This window comes from Roseateles sp. P1_C6 (assembly GCF_056406315.1).
In genome coordinates, this window is sequence record NZ_JBFUAK010000009.1 from 221,407 (window position 1) to 237,931 (window position 16,525).

The 16,525-nt window shown below is 71.4% G+C and carries 16 protein-coding genes; 9 read left to right on the forward strand and 7 right to left on the reverse strand.

All coding sequences use genetic code 11. The features are described 5' to 3' along the window. Positions 1–141 precede the first annotated feature (141 nt). Both AC1D29_RS20680 and AC1D29_RS20685 read right to left on the reverse strand, forming a co-directional pair. The gene (locus tag AC1D29_RS20680; RefSeq protein ID WP_477900905.1) at positions 142–1,419 is read right to left on the reverse strand and encodes a 3-deoxy-D-manno-octulosonic acid transferase; all 1,278 of its coding nucleotides are present in this window, start codon (positions 1,417–1,419) and stop codon (positions 142–144) included. Then, on the reverse strand, positions 1,403–2,800 hold the full coding sequence (locus AC1D29_RS20685) for a phosphomannomutase/phosphoglucomutase (protein ID WP_477900906.1): 1,398 nt from the start codon (positions 2,798–2,800) through the stop codon (positions 1,403–1,405). The genes AC1D29_RS20680 and AC1D29_RS20685 overlap by 17 nt, the downstream gene beginning before the upstream one ends. 136 nt (positions 2,801–2,936) lie before the next feature. Between AC1D29_RS20685 and AC1D29_RS20690 the strand changes: the two genes are divergently transcribed. From AC1D29_RS20690 to AC1D29_RS20720, 7 genes are all read left to right on the forward strand, one after another. Then, positions 2,937–4,061 (forward strand): sensor histidine kinase, encoded by a 1,125-nt coding sequence (locus tag AC1D29_RS20690; protein WP_477900907.1) that lies wholly within the window; start codon positions 2,937–2,939, stop codon positions 4,059–4,061. Between the two features lie 6 nt (positions 4,062–4,067). After that, the gene (locus tag AC1D29_RS20695; protein ID WP_477900908.1) at positions 4,068–4,823 is read left to right on the forward strand and encodes a LytR/AlgR family response regulator transcription factor; all 756 of its coding nucleotides are present in this window, start codon (positions 4,068–4,070) and stop codon (positions 4,821–4,823) included. A gap of 45 nt (positions 4,824–4,868) precedes the next feature. Next, entirely contained in the window at positions 4,869–5,630 is a 762-nt protein-coding gene (locus tag AC1D29_RS20700; RefSeq protein ID WP_477900909.1) for a substrate-binding periplasmic protein, read from the forward strand. A gap of 77 nt (positions 5,631–5,707) precedes the next feature. Next, on the forward strand, positions 5,708–7,162 hold the full coding sequence (locus AC1D29_RS20705) for a DNA-3-methyladenine glycosylase 2 family protein (RefSeq protein ID WP_477900910.1): 1,455 nt from the start codon (positions 5,708–5,710) through the stop codon (positions 7,160–7,162). After that, positions 7,159–7,650, forward strand: coding sequence for a methylated-DNA--[protein]-cysteine S-methyltransferase (locus AC1D29_RS20710; protein WP_477900911.1), 492 nt, complete (start codon positions 7,159–7,161; stop codon positions 7,648–7,650). Before AC1D29_RS20705 ends, AC1D29_RS20710 begins: the two co-directional genes overlap by 4 nt. Continuing rightward, complete coding sequence (locus AC1D29_RS20715; RefSeq protein WP_477900912.1) at positions 7,647–8,528, forward strand: DMT family transporter; 882 nt, start codon at positions 7,647–7,649, stop codon at positions 8,526–8,528. The genes AC1D29_RS20710 and AC1D29_RS20715 overlap by 4 nt, the downstream gene beginning before the upstream one ends. A 101-nt stretch (positions 8,529–8,629) precedes the next feature. Then, a complete protein-coding gene (locus tag AC1D29_RS20720) occupies positions 8,630–10,474 on the forward strand; it encodes a right-handed parallel beta-helix repeat-containing protein (RefSeq protein ID WP_477900913.1) in 1,845 nt (614 codons plus the stop codon). On the opposite strand, the gene phnE is transcribed toward AC1D29_RS20720, so the two are convergent. Genes phnE through senA form a run of 4 tightly spaced genes read right to left on the reverse strand, consistent with a single transcriptional unit; the run spans position 10,471 to position 14,091 of the window. Then, positions 10,471–11,274, reverse strand: coding sequence for a phosphonate ABC transporter, permease protein PhnE (gene phnE, locus AC1D29_RS20725; protein ID WP_477900914.1), 804 nt, complete (start codon positions 11,272–11,274; stop codon positions 10,471–10,473). The two genes, AC1D29_RS20720 and phnE, sit on opposite strands and share 4 nt — an antisense overlap. Positions 11,275–11,277: 3 nt before the next feature. Further along, a complete protein-coding gene (locus tag AC1D29_RS20730; RefSeq protein ID WP_477900915.1) occupies positions 11,278–12,105 on the reverse strand; it encodes a PhnE/PtxC family ABC transporter permease in 828 nt (275 codons plus the stop codon). Next, entirely contained in the window at positions 12,096–12,923 is an 828-nt protein-coding gene (locus AC1D29_RS20735) for a phosphonate ABC transporter ATP-binding protein (protein ID WP_477900916.1), read from the reverse strand. The genes AC1D29_RS20730 and AC1D29_RS20735 overlap by 10 nt, the downstream gene beginning before the upstream one ends. A 10-nt stretch (positions 12,924–12,933) precedes the next feature. Then, complete coding sequence (gene senA / locus AC1D29_RS20740) at positions 12,934–14,091, reverse strand: selenoneine synthase SenA (RefSeq protein ID WP_477900917.1); 1,158 nt, start codon at positions 14,089–14,091, stop codon at positions 12,934–12,936. Here senA and senB point away from each other — a divergent pair. Next, positions 14,086–15,057: a selenoneine biosynthesis selenosugar synthase SenB gene (gene senB, locus AC1D29_RS20745; RefSeq protein ID WP_477900918.1), complete on the forward strand. Its 972-nt coding sequence runs from the start codon at positions 14,086–14,088 to the stop codon at positions 15,055–15,057. The genes senA and senB overlap by 6 nt on opposite strands. Then, on the forward strand, positions 15,054–16,127 hold the full coding sequence (gene selD / locus AC1D29_RS20750) for a selenide, water dikinase SelD (RefSeq protein ID WP_477900919.1): 1,074 nt from the start codon (positions 15,054–15,056) through the stop codon (positions 16,125–16,127). Before senB ends, selD begins: the two co-directional genes overlap by 4 nt. Positions 16,128–16,142: 15 nt before the next feature. On the opposite strand, the gene AC1D29_RS20755 is transcribed toward selD, so the two are convergent. After that, positions 16,143–16,460 (reverse strand): hypothetical protein, encoded by a 318-nt coding sequence (locus AC1D29_RS20755; RefSeq protein ID WP_477900920.1) that lies wholly within the window; start codon positions 16,458–16,460, stop codon positions 16,143–16,145. Between the last annotated feature and the right edge of the window lie 65 nt (positions 16,461–16,525).

Genomic DNA, 16,525 nt, shown 5'->3' on the forward strand with positions numbered 1-16,525 from the left:
TCAGCACCAGCGTCTGCGCATAGGCCGCATGGCCCAGCGTCAGGCCCAGGTAGTGCGCCCAGATGGACTGATAGATCAGCGCCGCGCAGCCCGACAGGACGAACAGCAGTTGCAGTGTCCAGCGGGTCGTGGCGATTCGATTCATCGTCTCTTTGAGAGCAAGGCGGCGGCCATCCGGGCCGCCGCACCGCGGTGGGCGGCGGAGAAGGCGAGGGCGCTCGCGCCCATCGCGCGGCGGCTCGCCGCGTCGGCGCACAGCGCCAAGCCGCGCGTGACAGCATCGGCGAGCGACGTGCACCGCTCGGCCGCGCCGGCCGCCAGCGCCAGCTCCGTCGCCTCAGCGAAGTTGAAGGTGTGCGGCCCCACCAGCATCGGGCAGCCGCAGGCCGCCGCCTCGATGAGGTTCTGGCCGCCCAGCGGCTCGAAGCTGCCCCCCAGCAGGGCCACGCTGGCCAGGCCGTAGTACAGCGGCATCTCGCGCATCGAGTCGCCCAGCCAGACGTCGGCCGCGAGTGCTTCCGTAGACGGCGCATCTGTCCAGGCACTGCGGCGCGCGAGCTTCAGGCCGGCGCCTTCGATGAGGGCAGCGATCTCGTCGAAGCGCTGCGGATGCCGCGGCACGATGACGAGCAGCGGGCGAGGGGCCGGCCGCTTCACCCACTCGGCCAGCAGCGCAGCCTCTTCGCCTTCGCGGCTGACGGCCAGCATCAGCACCGGCCGGCCGAGCTTGTCGGCCCAGGCCCGGCCGCGCGTGATCAACGCAGCGTCCACGGCGATGTCGTATTTCAGGTTGCCGGCCACCTCGACGCGGGCCATGCCCATGGCTCGAATGCGGGCAGCGTCTGCTTCCGTCTGCCCCAGGGCCAGCGACATGCGTTGCGCAGCCGGCCGCATCAGCGCAGCAAACCGCTGCCCCTGGCGCAGGCTCTTCTCGGACAGGCGCGCGTTCGCCAGCACCATGGGCACGCCAGCCTGCTCGGCCTCGTGCTGCAGCGTGGGCCAGACCTCGGTCTCCATCAGCACGCCCAGACGCGGTTGCCAATGGCGCAGGAAGCGGCGCACGGCGCCGGGTGTGTCGTAGGGCAGCCAGGCCTGGGCGTCACCGTCACGCAGCAACGCATGGCCCGTTTCGCGGCCCGTGGCCGTCGAGTGGGTCAGCAGGAATTTCAGCCCGGGATCACGGGCGCGCAGTGCGTCGATGAGCGCGCTGGCCGCCCGCGTCTCGCCCAGCGACACGGCATGGATCCAGAGCCGGCCTGGTTCGGTTGAGCCTGAGAAGAAACCGAGCCGCTCACCGAGCGCATGTCGGTAGAGCGGCTCCTTGGCACCGCGGCGCCACAGGCGCAGCAGGTACAGCGGCGTCAACAGCCGCAGCGCGGTGGCATAGAGCCACCGGGCAGGTTCAATGGCCAGCGGCAAACTTCGCGTCCGGCTTCACGCGCTTGAGCTGTTCCAGCACATCGTGCTGGATGCGCTCCAGCGCCTCGGGCGTGTGGCCTTCGAAGCGCAGCACCAGCACCGGCGTCGTGTTGGACGGGCGGATCAGGCCGAAGCCGTCGGCGTACTCGATGCGCAGGCCGTCGATGGTGATCAGCTCGGTGGCGCCCGGGAAGTCCTTCAGCGACGTCAATTCCCTGAGCTTCTTGACGACCTCGTGGTGCTCGCCTTCGGCGCAGGGCACGTTGATCTCGGGCGTGTTGAAGCTGTTGGGCAGGGCCTGCAGCACGGCGCTGGGGTCGGCGCTGCGGGACAGGATCTCCAGCATGCGGCCGGCCGTGTACATCGCGTCGTCGAAGCCGTACCAGCGCTCGGCGAAGAAGATGTGGCCCGACAGTTCGCCGGCCAGCGGCGCGCCGGTTTCCTTCAGCTTGGCCTTGGCCAGCGAGTGGCCGGTCATCCACATCAGCGGCTTGCCGCCGTGCTCGCGGATCCACGGCGCCAGGCGCTGCGTGCACTTCACGTCGAAGATGATCTCGGCGCCGGGCTTGCGCTTGAGGATGTCGGCCGCGATCAGCATGATCTGGCGGTCCGGCATGATCATCTCGCCGTCCTTGGTGACGATGCCCAGGCGGTCGCCGTCGCCGTCGAAGGCCAGGCCCAGCTCGGCGCCGGTCGCGTGGACGATGCGTTTCAGGTCTTCCAGGTTCTCGGGGCGCGACGGATCGGGGTGGTGGTTGGGGAAGTCGCCGTCGACCTTGGAGAAGATGTCGATGACCTCGCAGCCCAGCGCGCGCAGGATGGCCGGGGCGGACGCGCCCGGGATGCCGTTGCCGCTGTCGACGACGATCTTCATCGGCCGGGCCAGCTTGCAGTCCTTGACGACGCGGTGTGTGTACTCGGGGACGATGTCCATCTGGCCGACACGACCCATGCCGCTGGCGTAGTCCTCGGCTTCGATGCGCTGGCGCAGGCCCTGGATCTGCTCACCGTAAACAGCGGCGCCCTTGAGCACCATCTTGAAGCCGTTGTAGTCCTTGGGGTTGTGACTGCCCGTGACCATGATGCCGGAGTTGCAGCCGTGCTTGCTGCGCGTGGCGGCGACGTAATAGAGCATGGGCGTCGTCACCGCGCCGATGTCGACGACGTCAAGGCCCGTCGACTGCAGGCCGCGCACCAGTGCGGCGACCAGGCCGGGGCCGGACAGGCGGCCGTCACGGCCCACGGCCACGGCCTTCTCGCCCAGCGCCTTGGCTTCCGTGCCGAAGGCCCGGCCCAGGTGCTCGGCGAGTTCCTCGTTCAAGGTCTGGCCGACGACGCCACGGATGTCGTAGGCCTTGAAGATGGATGCGTGAACCTGCATGGACTGCCTCTGAAGCTGGGGGGATTGAATCGCGGCGGATTGTAGGCACGCCCCATGTCCGCCATCCGTCGCGCCGGCTGTCGATCCGTCGCCCATCCAGGGGGCATGGCGCGGGGTCTTCCTACACTCGCGCCCCATGACATTCATCGAGGAATTCACCCAGGCGCTGCGCCACCAGCGGCGGCTGATGAAGCACCGGCCCGACCGGCTGCGCTTGCGGTTGCTGATCTACGTGCTCTGGACGCTGGGCTTCGGCACGGCATTCGCCATCCTGGCCGGCCTGCAGCGCGGCGATCTGGGTTCCGACGCCTGGTGGCGCGGCCAGGTGCCGGGCAACCTGCTCGTCAGCGCCTGGGTGTCGGTGGCTTTCTTCAGCGTCTTTCGCTCGTTCGAGCGGCTGGCGCCGCAGCGCTGGCTGGACACCATCATGGGCTGGCATGACTGGCGGGCGGGGCTGTTCTTCTCGGTCACCTCCATCGGCTGTGCGCTGCTGGGGGTCGTCATCGGCCTGTGGTTCGTCGACCAGATCTGGACGGGCAACCGCAGCCTGCAGGCGCTGCTCGGCAGCCTCGGGTTCTGGCGCCAGTTCCTGCTGGTGTCGGTGTTCATCTCCGTCGTGCTGAGCTTTCGCTACCGCGCCCGCTGGCGGCAGGAGGCGCTGCAGGCCCGCGTCACCGAGGCCCAGCTCAAGCTGTTGCAAGGCCAGATCGAGCCGCATTTCCTGTTCAACACGCTGGCCAACGTGCAGAGCCTCATCGACTTCGACCCCGAGCGGGCCAAGCAGATGCTGGAGCGCTTCACCGACTACCTGCGCGCCAGCCTGGGCCAGTTGCGCGGCGACGTGACGACGCTGGCCCAGGAGTTCGCGATGCTGGACGCCTACCTCGCGCTGATGCAGTTGCGCATGGGCGAGCGGCTGCGCGTGCGCCTGGACCTGCCCGCCGAGCTGGGCAGCCTCGAGCTGCCGCCGCTGCTGTTGCAGCCGCTGGTGGAGAACGCCATCCACCACGGCCTTGAGCCCAAGATCGCCGGCGGCGAGATCACCGTCAGCGCCCGCCGCGAGGCCGACATGCTGTGCCTGGACGTCGCCGACGATGGCGAGGGCCTGGCCGCGCCCAGGCGCCGCGGCGGCAACGGCGTCGCCCTGGACAACATCCGCGCCCGGCTGACCGCCCGCTGGGGGCCGAGCGCCACGCTGGCGCTGCAGCCGCGTGAAGGCGGCGGCACGCTGGCGCGCATCCGCATTCCTCTTCCTGCCTGACCCACCATGACCACTGCCCTGATCGCCGACGACGAACCCCACCTGGTCCAGTACCTGAAGGCCCAGCTCGCCCAGGCCTGGCCCGAACTGCTGATCGTGAAGACCGCCGCCAACGGCGTCGAGGCCGCCGCGGCCATTGCCGAGCTGGAGCCCGATGTGGCCTTCCTGGACATCCAGATGCCCGGGCTGACCGGCCTGGAGGTGGCCCAGGGCATAGAAGGCGACACGCGCGTCGTCTTCGTCACGGCCTACGACCAGTACGCCGTGGACGCCTTCGAGGCGCGCGCCGTCGACTACCTGCTCAAGCCCATCAAGGCCGACCGCCTGGCCGGCTGCGTCGAGCGCCTGCGCAGCACCGCCAGCGCCGGCAGCGGTGGCGACGGCGCGCTGGCCGAGACGCTGAAGCGCCTGCTGCCCCCGGGGGGCGCCTCGCCCGCACGGCTGCGCTACATCCGCGCCGCGCAGGGCGAGCTGATGCACCAGATCCCGGTCGACGAGGTGCTGTTCTTCCAGGCCGACGACAAGTACACCGTCGTGCAGACGGCCACGGCCGAGCACCTGATCCGCACGCCCATCTTCGAGCTCTCGCAGCAGCTGGACCCGGACCACTTCTGGCAGGTGCACCGTTCCACCATCATCAACCTCGATCACCTCGCCGGCACGCGCCGCGACGAGCAGAGCCGCTTGTTCGTGCGCATCCGCGGCCAGGCGCGCGAATTGCCGGTCAGCCGAGCCTACGTCCACCTGTTCAAGGCGATGTAAGTTGTTGTCGCGGGGCTAGAGTCGGGGGGCAAACGAAAGCCCGCGATGCTGCGCCGTGACCTGCTGCTGTTGTCCGCCCTGGGAACAGGACCGCTCGCGGCATGGGCGCAACTGCCGGAAGACGCGGTCGGTCGCGTGCCGCAGCTCGAGTGGGTGGCCGGCGACCTGCCACCCTTCGCGTGGCGCTCGTCTGAGGGCGGGCGCGGGTACGCACACGAGCTGGTATTGATGCTGGCCCAGCGCATGGGCCGCTCCACGCAGATCAGCTACTACCCGTGGGCGCGGGCCGTGCAATTGACCGATCGCAGCGATCGCGTCGGCATCTTTCCGCTGGCCCGCACGCCGGACCGCGAGAAACGCTTCCAGTGGCTGGTGCCGCTGACGACGGCGCGCTACGTGCTGATCACGGCCGCCACCGACCGCCGGCTGAGCATGGACGATTTGCGGACCGTGCGCGTGGGCGTGCTGCGCGGCTCGCCCATCGCGCGCAACCTGCGGGCCGAGAACTTCACGACCATCATCGAAGGCAAGGACTACAAGGACTTGCTGCGCATGCTGCTGGGCGGCAGCCTGGACGCCGTCTACGCCGGTGCGCCGATGCTGGAGGCCGCCATGGTCGAGTACGGCTACACGCGCCAGCAGTTCACGACGCACCACGTGCTGGGCGAGGCCAAGCTCTACGTGGCGGCGTCGCTCGGGCTGGCACCCGAGGAGGCGCAGCTCTGGCGCAAGGCCTACCAGCAACTGGAGGACGACGGCAGCGTCGAACGGCTGCGGCGCCGCTACTTCCCCCCCGACAAGCACTGACAAGGCTTGGCAGCAGACCGCGCCTGCGTGTCCGGAAACGGCCAGGCGCCGAGGGGTCCGACGCCTAGACTGGCGCCATGTTGTCCACCCAGCTCCCGCCCGATGCCGCCTACGCCGTGCTGCAGTCACACGACGCGCGCTTCGACGGGCGGCTCTACGTCGGCGTCACGTCCACCGGCATCTACTGCCGGCCCATCTGCCGCGTGCGCCTGCCGCGGCGCGAGAACTGCCGCTTCTTCGACACGGCCGCCCAGGCCGAGGCCGAACGCTTTCGCCCCTGCATGAAATGCCGGCCCGAACTGGCGCCACGCGCGCTGCCATGGACGACGATGGATGCGTCGCGCACGCTGGCACAGCAGGCGGCCGCGTGGCTGGACGGCTGCGACGACGCCGAGGCCAGCGTCGAGGACCTGGCCAGTCACCTGGGCATCACGAGCCGGCACCTGCGCCGCATCTTCCAGACCGAGCACGGCGTATCGCCGCTGCAATACCTGCAGACACGCCGCCTGCTGCTCGCCAAGGCCTTGCTGACCGACAGCACGCTGCCCGTGCAAGAGGTGGCGTACGCGGCCGGCTTTGCCAGCCTGCGCCGCTTCAACGCCGCGTTCATCGAGCACTACCGGCTGCAGCCGACGGCCCTGCGCCGCGAGGGCGGCGGCACGGGGCCGGCATCGCGGCTGCGGCTGAGCTACCGCGAGCCCTACGACGTGGCCGGCGTGCTGGCCTTCCTCGCGCCGCGCGCCGTGGCCGGCGTCGAACGGGTCGACGAGCGCGGCATCACGCGCTCGCTGGCATTGACGCACGCAGGCCAGCGCCACGCCGGCTGGCTGCGCGCCAGCTTCGACAAGCCCGGCGAGGTGGGCGTCGAGCTGTCGCCCACGCTGTGGCCGGCCGTCGGTTCGTTGCTGCCGCTGCTGCGCCGCTGGCTGGACCTGGACGCCGAACCCGAGGCCATCGCCAACGCGCTGGGGCAGGGCGCCGTGCCGGGCCAGCGTCTGCCGGGCTGCCTGGACCGCTTCGAATTGACGGTGCGCGCCGTGCTGGGCCAGCAGGTCACCGTGGCCGCCGCGCGCACGCTGGCGGGCCGCTTTGTCGAGCGCTTTGGTGAGGAGCTGCCGGATGCGCCCGAAGGCTGCGGCCGGCTGTTCCCGACGCCCGAACGCATTGCCAGCGCGACGCGCGACGACATCGCGTCGCTGGGCATCATCGGCCGCCGCGCCGACAGCGTCATCGCGCTGGCGCAGGCCTGGCCGACGCTGGCCTTCGCCCGCCGCGACGGCACGCCCGAAGCCGCGGCCGAGGAGCTGACCGCCGTCCCCGGCATCGGCCCCTGGACGGCCGGCTACATGTTGATGCGCGGCTGGAGCTGGCCCGATGCCTTCCCGCCCGGCGACGTCGTGCTGCGCAAAGCCCTCAGCGCCAAGGTCGACGCCCAAGGCCCCTTGCTGTCGCCCAAGGCCTATCTCGAAGCGGCCGAGCCCTATCGGCCCTATCGCAGCTACGCCGTCCTTCACCTCTGGAGACATTCATGAGCAACCACCACATCCTGCAGCGCCGCATCGCGACGCCCCTGGGCCCGTTGACGGCCGCGCGCAGTGCCGCGGGCCTGTCGGGCCTGTGGTTCGACGGTCAGAAGCACCATCCCGGCGCGCTCGCCGTGCCCGAGGACGACGGCAGCGACGCCGTGCTGTCGGCCACCGAGGCGGCGCTGACCGCCTACTTCAGCGGCAACCCGTTCGACATGCCGCCGCTGGACCCGGCCGGCACGGCCTTCCAGCGCGAAGTCTGGCAGGCGCTGCTGGCCATAGAGCCGGGGCAGCCGTCGACCTATGGCGCGCTGGCCGAGCGGCTGGGGCGTGCCAGTGCCGCACGGGCGCTGGGCGCGGCCGTGGGCCGCAACCCGATCTCGGTGCTGGTGCCCTGCCACCGCGTCGTCGGCGCCGATGGTTCCTTGACCGGCTATGCCGGTGGTCTCGATCGCAAGAAGGCCTTGCTCAACCTGGAAAGTGCCACCGCATGAAGGCTTTCGACATCGGCGAGCTGGTCCTGCTCGCGGCGCTGTGGGGCGCTTCCTTCCTGTTCATGCGCCTGGGTGTTCACGAGTTCGGTCCGGTCGTCCTCGCGGCCGTGCGCGTGGGCCTGGCCAGCGCGATGCTGATCCCGCTGCTGGCCTCGCGCGGGCAGCTCGCCAGCCTGCGCCAGCACTGGAAGGGCATGTTGCTCGTCGGCGCGCTGAACAGCGCCATCCCGTTCGCGCTGTTCTCGTTCGCGGCGCTGTCCATCACGGCGGGCCTGTCCAGCATCGTCAATGCGACGACACCGCTGTGGACGGCCGTCGTCGCCTTCGTCTGGCTGCGCCAGGGGCTCACGCGCTGGCGCGTGCTGGGCCTCGTCATCGGCTTTGCCGGCGTGGCCTTCCTGGCCTGGGACAAGGCCAGCTTCAAGCCCGGCGCCGACCACTCCGGCTTCTGGGCCATGGTGGCCTGCCTGGGTGCGACGCTGTGCTACGGCCTGGCGGCGAACGCCACCAAGCGCTACCTCACGGGTGCCTCGCCGCTGGCCGTCGCCACGGGCAGCCAGTTCGCCGCGACGCTGCTGCTGGCGCTGCCCGCGGCCTGGCTGTGGCCCGCCGCGATGCCGGGTGCCGTCGCCTGGGGCAGTGCGCTGGGCCTGGCGGCGCTATGCACGGCGCTGGCCTACATCCTGTACTTCCGGCTGATGAGCCGCGTCGGGCCGACGAATGCGGTGTCGGTGACCTTCCTGATCCCGCTGTTCGCCATCCTGTGGGGCGCGCTCTTCCTGGGCGAGGTCATCACGGCGCAGATGGTGGCCGGTGGCGCCATCGTGCTGGTCGGCATCGCGTTGGCGCTGGGCTTGGTGGGCCCCAAGGCACGCTGAGCGCGAGCGCGATCACGGCGCGCTGGAGCGGCAGCGCAAACGGTGGTAGCGTGCGGCCTCCAACAATTGGTAGCGCTACCTTTGTGGCGCACGGAGACCGCATGACACCCCCGTTCCCCTCCCGAACTGCCCTGGCCAGGCTGCGCCACGGCACGGTCGCGCTCGGCCTGCTGGCCGCACAGCTGGTGGCCATGGCCCAGCCCTCGGGCGGCCCCTACGGCCCCATCCCGCAGCGCTACGCCGTGCCCAAGGCGCCCCACGTTTATTTCGTCGCACCCGACGGCAAGGCCGAGGCCAGCGGCGCGTCGGTCGGCGAGCCCACGTCCATCGAGGCGGCCATGGCCCGCGTGGTGACGAATGACGCCATCGTCATGCGCGGCGGCACCTACCGAACGGGTGGGCTGCAGCTGAACCAGGGCATCACGATCCAGCCCTACCTGGACGAGATCCCCGTGCTGAAGGGCACGCGCGTCGCCACCGAGTGGGAAGACCTGGGCCACAACGTCTGGCGCACCAAATGGGCCACGTTGTTCCCTGCGCAGCCGCTGGGCTGGTGGCGCGCCGAGCGCGAGGGCATGCAGACGCCGTTGCACCGCTTCAACAACGACATGGTGTTCATCGACGGCGAGCCGCTGCAGTCCGCGGGCTGGCCAGGCGAGGTCGGCGCCAAGGGCTTCTTCATCGACTACGGCAAGGGCCATGTCTACATCGGCGTGAACCCGGCCGGCCGCACCGTGGAGATCACGGCGCACGACGTCGCGCTGCATCGTCCCTCGCGGCCCGTGCACGGCAAGGCGTCCGACCGCAAAGGGCCGACGCTGCGCGGCATCACCTTCACGCAGTACGCCTACCGGGCCATCGACATCGAGGGCAAGAAGCCCGCAACGCCGGTGTCCGAGGAACCCACCGACGACCCGGTGGGGCCGACGCCGGAGGCCGAGCATGGCAAGGAGGTGGTGGGCACGCTGCTGGAGAACGTCACCATCAGCCACTGCTCGCGCGTGGCCGGCTATTTCCGTGGCGACAAGCTGGTCATCCGCAACTCGCTGGTCAGCGACACCAGCACCGAGGGCATCTACGTGATCGGCTCGTCGGACGTGCTGCTGGAGCGCAACATCATCCGGCGCAACAACGTGGAGAAGCTGACCGGCTACTTCCCGGCCGCGTTGAAGATCTTCAACCAGTCCAACCGCGTCGTCGTGCGCGACAACCTCATCCTCGAGCAGCCCAACTCCAACGGCGTCTGGTACGACGTGGGCAATGTCGACGGCGTCTTCGTCAACAACCACGTGGAGGGTGCGCAGGCCGGCCTGTTCTTCGAGATCAGCAAGGGCATCACCGTGGCCGGCAACGTGTTCGTCAACAACCAGCAGGGCGTGCGCATCCTGAACAGCTCGGGCGCCAAGGTGCACCACAACACCTTCGTCAACTCGCCGGTGCTGATCGACCGCAACGAGCGCAGCGCGCAGGGCGACCATTTCGGCTGGCATCCGCAGACCGGGCCGGACGTCAACGAGCGCGTGGGCCATGTCTTCGAGGGCAACCTGTTGGTGGCCGACGCCAGCGTCAAGGGGCCGCTGCTGCGCCTGGAGCAGGCGCCGGTCACCTGCGGCAAGGTCACGCAGCCGATGACGGCCCGCGTCGACGGCAACCTCTATGTGCGCGCCGGCAGCGGCCAGCCGCTGATCAGCTGGGCGCCGGTGGCAGCGTCACCCTGCCAGACGAGCTTCGCCAGCCTCGACACCTTCCGCCAGGCCGTACCCGGCGTGGAGGCCAAGGGCAAGGCGTTGCTGGCCTACGAGGGCGCCGTGTTCCGCAGCCCGGCGCTGAGCCGCTACGAGCTGGCGCGTGTGCCGGAGGGTGTCGAGCCGCTGCCTGTGCCGGCCGAGGTGCGCAAGCTGCTGGGCTGGACCGAGGGCAGTCACGTCCCCGGGGCGCTGCGCTAACGCATCAACCACCGCCGCAGCCCGAAGCTCGCGGCGTCCACCAGCGCGACCAGGACCAGCATGGCCAGCAGCACCGTGGCCGTCTTGTCCATCTGGAACAAGCCCATGTGGAAGCTCAGCAGCTGGCCAAGGCCGCCGGCGCCAACCACGCCCAGCACGGCCGCCGCGCGGATGTTGTTCTCCCAGCGGTAGAGCGTGTAGCTCATCAGCTGCGGGATGACCTGGGGCAGCGTCGCGTACAGGAACACGCGCGCCGTGCCGGCACCCTGGGCGCGCAGCGCCGCGCCAGGCCCGGGCGGCGCGTTCTCTATGGCCTCGGCAAACAGGCGCCCCAGCACACCACTGGTGTGGATGGCCAGCGCCAGCGTGCCGGCAAAGGGACCCAGGCCCGCGCTGATCAGCAGCATGGCGGCCCAGACCAGCTCGGGCACCGAGCGCAGCGCGTTCAGCAGCAGGCGCGTGGCGGCGCGGACGCCACCGTGCAGTCGGCTGGCGGGCAAGGCCATCAGCACGCCCAGCCCGGCCGCCAGCAGCGTGCCCAGCGCGGACATGGCCAGCGTTTCCCAGGCGCCGGCCGCGACGCGGGCGACGAAGGGCGCACTCAGGTCCGGCGGAAAGAACTCGCGCAGGAAACGCGCCATGCCGGCCAGCGCGTCGCCCGACGCGAAGGCCGCCAGGTGCAGGTCCAGCGACAGGAAGCTGGCCACGACCAGGGCCAGCACGCCGGCCACCAGCCAGCAGGCGCGGCAGCGGGCGCTGAACAGCGGCGGCGGCAGGCGGCGGGCGCGTTGCGGCGTCATCGCTCAGCCCAGCGCGCGCCGCAGCGCGGCGCTCAAGCGGTCGGCCAGCGCGACCAGCGCGACGAACACCAGCAGCATGGTGGCCACCTCGCCGCCGGCGAACATCTTCATCGAGCTGTCCATCTGCTGGCCCAGGCCCCCGGCGCCGACGAAGCCGAGCACGACCGAGCTGCGGATGGCGCATTCCCAGCGGTAGACCGTGTAGCTCGTCAGCTCGGCGGCGTTCTGTGGCAGCAGGCCGTAGGCAAAGGCCTGCAAGCGGCCCGCGCCGTTGCGCAGCAGCGTCTGCGTGACCTGCGCGTCGCCGCTCTCCAGGATCTCGGCATAGACCTTGCCCAGCATGCCGCCGTAGGTCAGCGCGATGGCCAGCACGCCGGCGGCCGGCCCCAGGCCCACGACGCGCACGAACACCAGCGCCCAGACCAGCTCGGGCATGCTGCGCAGCACGATGAGCAGCACGCGCACGGCCTGGCGCACGGCGTAGGGCAGGGCGGCCATGCGGCCGGCCAGCGCCGACACCGACAGCGCCCGCGTGGCCGCCAGCGTCAGCGGCACCGCCAGCAGCAGCGCGAGCGTGACGCCCGCCGTGGCGATCGCCACGGTGCGCCAGGTCTCGCGGGCCAGCATCCCAAGGAACTCGCCGCTGAAGGCCGGCGGCAGGAAGCTGCCGACGAAGCGGCCGGTGAGGCGCAGCGTGTCGGCCTCCAGCAGCAGCCAGGGCTTGAACTCGGTGGCGACCAGCAGCGGCCACAGCAGCACGGCGGCGAAGGCCATGAGGCTGACGCGCCCCAGCCAGGCGGGATCGCGGCGCGCGGGGGGGCTCAGCGGCATTGCATCAACACCGGCGGCGTGGGCGCGTCGTGCGGCGCGGCGGGGGCGGCGCCCAGCAGTTCCTCCTCGTGCTGGGCGTAGAGCCGGGCCAGCAGCGCCGGCGTGACGGCCGCGGCGGGCAGGTCGAACATCAACCGACCGTCGCGCAGGCCCACGATGCGCGGGAAGTGCGCCAGCGCCGCGTCCACCTGGTGCAGCGTGGCGACAAGCGTCACGCCGCGCGCGCCGGCCTCGCGCACCAGCGCCGCGATGGCGCGTTGGGCACGGGCGGGGTCCAGCGCCGACAGCGGCTCGTCCACCAGCCACAGCCGCGCGGGCGCCACCAGCGCGCGCGCCAGCCCCACGCGCTGACGCTCGCCGCCGGACAGCCGGTCGACGCGCTCGAACAGCTTGTCGCCCAGCTCGAAGGCGTCGAGCGCTTCGTCCGCCGCCGGGATGTCGACCGGGTAGAACAGCGAGCGCAGCGCCGTCCACAGGCTCCACGACGGCAGCCGGCCGGCCAGCACGGCCGTCACGACGCGCTGGCGCGGCGGCAGCGGCGGCACCTGCGGCACCAGGATGAGCCGGCCGCGCAGCCGCTGCAACGCGCGCCGCGGCAGTCGCCACGGCGCGGTGCCGTCCACGGTCAGGCTGCCGGCCGAGGGTGGGCGCGCGCAGGCCAGCACTTCGAGCAGCGTCGTCTTGCCGGCACCCGAGGGGCCGATGACGGCGAGCTGCTCGCCTTCGGCCACGTCCAGGCTCAGGCCGGTCAGCGCATCGCTGGCGCCGCGGCTGGCAGTGGGGTGGCGCGCGGCCAGGTCGTTCAGCGAGAGTTTCACCGGGCGCACTCTAGCCGGCGGCGCAGCTGCGAAAGCCCGCCGGCACATCGCTGCGCGCGGCCGGGAAGAAATTGCGGTAGCGCGGGTGGCGCATGCGCGGCTGCGTGCAGTGCGAGGCGCCGCGCAGCACCGGGCGGCCGTCGAACCAGGGCGCGGAGTAGTCGCGGTAGGGGTGGGGCGCGAAGCCGGGGAAGGGTGCGAACGGGCTGGCCGTCCATTCCCACACGTCGCCCCAGCGCAAGGCCTCGGGCCGCGTGCAGGCGGCGCACTCCCACTCGGCCTCCGTCGGCAGGCGCCGGCCCGCCCATCGGCACCAGGCGTCGGCCTCGTGCCACGTCAGGTGGCAGGCCGCGAGGGTGAGGTCCAGCGGCCGCCATTCGCCGCTCTGCCATGCCAGCCAGCTGCCGCCGTCACGGCGCAGGTAGCGCGGCGCGGCCTGGCCGCCGGCTTCGACGAAGGGCAGGTACTCCGCCCAGCGCACGGCCTGCGCGTCGATACCGAAGGGCTGCAAGGGCACGTCCATGGCTGGCATTTCGTTGTCGAACGCAAAGCCGGCGCTGTGGGGGCTGCCCAGCCGCCAGTGGCGGGCGTCGACTTGAAGCGGCGCAGGCGGCGCGAGCAACGGGCGCGGCTGCCAGCGCGTGTCGGCGATGGGCAGGCCCAGACCGCGCGCCATGTAGAGCGCAGCCTCGTGGTGCATGTCCTCGTGCAGCAGCGCGAGTCTGAAGAAATACAGCGCGTCATCGTCGCCGCCGGCGTCGCGCAACAGTGCCAGCGTCTCCTGCAACTGGGCAGCCAGCTCGGCGCGCGTGGCGGCCGCGTCGGGCAGAGGCAGCTGCCAGCGACTGTCATGCGGCACTTGGCTGGAGTCGTACAGCGCGTCACCCCCGGGCCGCAACCGCGGCGCCAGCGGGTTGGCCCGCAGGCCGAGGCCACGCTCCGGGTTGCGGGCGATCCAGAAGGCCTGGAACCAGCCGATGTGACCCAGCTCCCACAGCGGCGGGTTGACGTCGGCACGCAGCGGCACCGCCAGGCCCGGCAAGGCCTGCTCGTAGGCGGCGAAGGTGGCCAGCGTGTCGGCGCGGCTGGCTGCTAGCGCCTCGGCCAGCGCTTCGGGCGTACCCCGACGGGCCTCGTGAGCCGCGCGCGCTAGGCTCGCATCGTGCATCGTGAATCCCTGGTCATCGTGACGCCGGCCCTGGCCCAGGCCAACAACGGCAATTGGCAGACTGCCCGGCGCTGGGCGCAGCTGCTGCGGCCAGCTTATCGCGTCCGCATCGCCGGGCACTGGGGCGGGGGCAACGACGCGCTGCTGATCGCCCTGCATGCGCGCCGCTCGGCCGTGGACATCGAGGCCTGGCGCGCGGCGCATCCGGCGCGGCCCGTCGTGCTCATCCTGACCGGCACCGACCTCTACCGCGACATCGCCACCGATGCGAGTGCCCGGCGCTCGCTGGCGCTGGCGGACGCGCTGGTCGTGCTCAACGAGCTTGGCGCGCGTCAGCTGCCCGCGGCGCTGCGCAGCAAGGCCCATGTCGTGCTGCAGTCCTGCGCCGCGCGCAAGCCGCTGCCGAAGCCCACGCAGCACCTGCGCGCGCTCATGGTGGGTCATCTGCGCGACGAGAAGGACCCGCGCACCTACTGGCGCGCCGCCCGTCGCCTGGCCGGCAGGCCCGACATCCGCTTGGACCACATCGGCGAGCCCCTGACCCCGGCGCTGGGCGAGGAGGCGGCCGCGGTCGCCGCGGCGCTGCCGGGCTTTCGCTGGCTCGACGGCCTGCCCCATGCCGCGGTGCGACGGCGCATCCAGGCGGCCCATGTACTGGTGCACGCCAGTCGCATGGAAGGCGGTGCCCACGTCATCATCGAGGCCATCCGCAGCGGCACGCCCGTGCTGGCGTCGCGCATCGACGGCAATGTCGGCCTGCTGGGCGAGGGCTACGAGGGCGTGTTCCAGCCTGGGGATGACGCCGGGCTGGCAGCCCTGCTGACGCAGGCCCGCGACGATGTCGATATGCTTGCCCGCCTGACCGCCCAGCTGGCCCCGCGCGCAGCCTTGTTCGCACCCGCGGCCGAGCAGGCGGCGCTCCACCAACTCGTCGGCACGCTGCTGGCGCGCCGCACTCAGCCATGAACGCACCCACCTGTCCCGTCCCGTCGGCCGAACCTCGTCTCACGTCGCTGTCGCACGGCGGCGGCTGCGGCTGCAAGATCGCGCCGGGCGTGCTGTCCGAGATCCTGAAGGGCACGGCGGCCATGCCCATCCCGAAGGAGCTGCTGGTGGGCATAGAGACGGCCGACGACGCCGCCGTCTACCAGCTCAACGACGAGCAGGCGCTGATCGCGACGACGGACTTCTTCATGCCCATCGTCGACGACCCCTTCGACTTCGGGCGCATCGCCGCGACCAACGCGATCAGCGACGTCTACGCGATGGGCGGCCGGCCCATCCTCGCGCTGGCCCTGGTGGGCATGCCGATCAACGTGCTGTCCACGCAGACCATAGGCCGCGTGCTGGAAGGCGGCGCCTCGGTCTGCCGCACGGCCGGCATCCCCATCGCCGGCGGCCACACCATCGACTCGGTGGAGGCGATCTACGGCCTGGTCGCGCTGGGCCTGGTGCACCCCAAGCGGGTCAAGCGCAATGCCGATGCGCGCGCGGGCGATGTGCTGGTGCTGGGCAAGCCGCTGGGCGTGGGCGTCATGAGTGCGGCGCTGAAGAAAGAGCAGCTGGGCGCCGAAGGCTATGCCCGCATGATCGACACGACGACCAAGCTCAACACGCCAGGGCCTGACCTCGCCGCGCTGCCCGGCGTGCATGCGCTGACCGACGTGACCGGCTTCGGCTTGGCCGGCCATGCGCTGGAGCTGGCACGCGGCGCCGGTTGCACGGTGGAGCTGGATTGGCGCGCGGTGCCGCTGCTGCCGGGCGTGCGCGAGCTGGCGCAGCGCGGCTTCGTCACGGGCGCCTCGGGTCGCAACTGGACGGGCTATGGCGACGACATCCTGCTGCCGGCCGACTTCGCCTCGGAGGACCGCGCGCTGCTGACCGACCCGCAGACCAGCGGCGGCCTGCTGGTGTCCTGCGAGCCCGGCGCGGTCGACGCGGTGCTGGCGCTGTTCGCCAGCCATGGCTTTGAAGCCGCGGCCGTGGTGGGGCGCGTCGTGGCGGCCGCGAGCCGGCCGCTGCAGGTCCAGAGCTGACGCCTCGGGCGCCGGTCAGAACCGGTAGCAGTGGTCCGGCTGCGCATCGCCCCCTGGCGTCTGCACGCTGGACGCCGCGACCGTCGCGCCGGGGTAGGCGCCTCGCTGGCAGGCGATCAACGCCTCCCGGCTGCCTTCCACGCCCTGCTCAATGAACGATTTACGCGGTTCCAGCCGCAGCGTCGGGTGTCGCTGGCGCGGGATGGCCGTCGCTGCGGCATGAGCGGGCCGACCTGCTGAGGGCGGCAGACGCAAATCCAGGGCATCGAGGCGGGTGGCACCGTCGGCAAGCGATTCCTGCGGCACGGCATGCCCCGGCATCGGTGCCAGCATGCCCGCGATCACCGCGCCTGCCAGCCTCGCGCCGAGGCCTGCGGCGCGACGGGATCTCGACCGGC

Coding starts and splice junctions, on each gene's coding strand:
- AC1D29_RS20685 (WP_477900906.1), bottom strand. CDS start 2,800: ATGCAGGTTCACGCATCCATCTTCAAGGCCTACGACATCCGTGGCGTC.
- AC1D29_RS20755 (WP_477900920.1), bottom strand. CDS start 16,460: ATGCTGGCACCGATGCCGGGGCATGCCGTGCCGCAGGAATCGCTTGCC.
- senA (WP_477900917.1), bottom strand. CDS start 14,091: ATGCACGATGCGAGCCTAGCGCGCGCGGCTCACGAGGCCCGTCGGGGT.
- AC1D29_RS20695 (WP_477900908.1), top strand. CDS start 4,068: ATGACCACTGCCCTGATCGCCGACGACGAACCCCACCTGGTCCAGTAC.
- selD (WP_477900919.1), top strand. CDS start 15,054: ATGAACGCACCCACCTGTCCCGTCCCGTCGGCCGAACCTCGTCTCACG.
- AC1D29_RS20730 (WP_477900915.1), bottom strand. CDS start 12,105: ATGCCGCTGAGCCCCCCCGCGCGCCGCGATCCCGCCTGGCTGGGGCGC.
- AC1D29_RS20705 (WP_477900910.1), top strand. CDS start 5,708: ATGTTGTCCACCCAGCTCCCGCCCGATGCCGCCTACGCCGTGCTGCAG.
- AC1D29_RS20715 (WP_477900912.1), top strand. CDS start 7,647: ATGAAGGCTTTCGACATCGGCGAGCTGGTCCTGCTCGCGGCGCTGTGG.
- AC1D29_RS20690 (WP_477900907.1), top strand. CDS start 2,937: ATGACATTCATCGAGGAATTCACCCAGGCGCTGCGCCACCAGCGGCGG.
- AC1D29_RS20720 (WP_477900913.1), top strand. CDS start 8,630: ATGACACCCCCGTTCCCCTCCCGAACTGCCCTGGCCAGGCTGCGCCAC.
- AC1D29_RS20710 (WP_477900911.1), top strand. CDS start 7,159: ATGAGCAACCACCACATCCTGCAGCGCCGCATCGCGACGCCCCTGGGC.
- AC1D29_RS20700 (WP_477900909.1), top strand. CDS start 4,869: ATGCTGCGCCGTGACCTGCTGCTGTTGTCCGCCCTGGGAACAGGACCG.
- phnE (WP_477900914.1), bottom strand. CDS start 11,274: ATGACGCCGCAACGCGCCCGCCGCCTGCCGCCGCCGCTGTTCAGCGCC.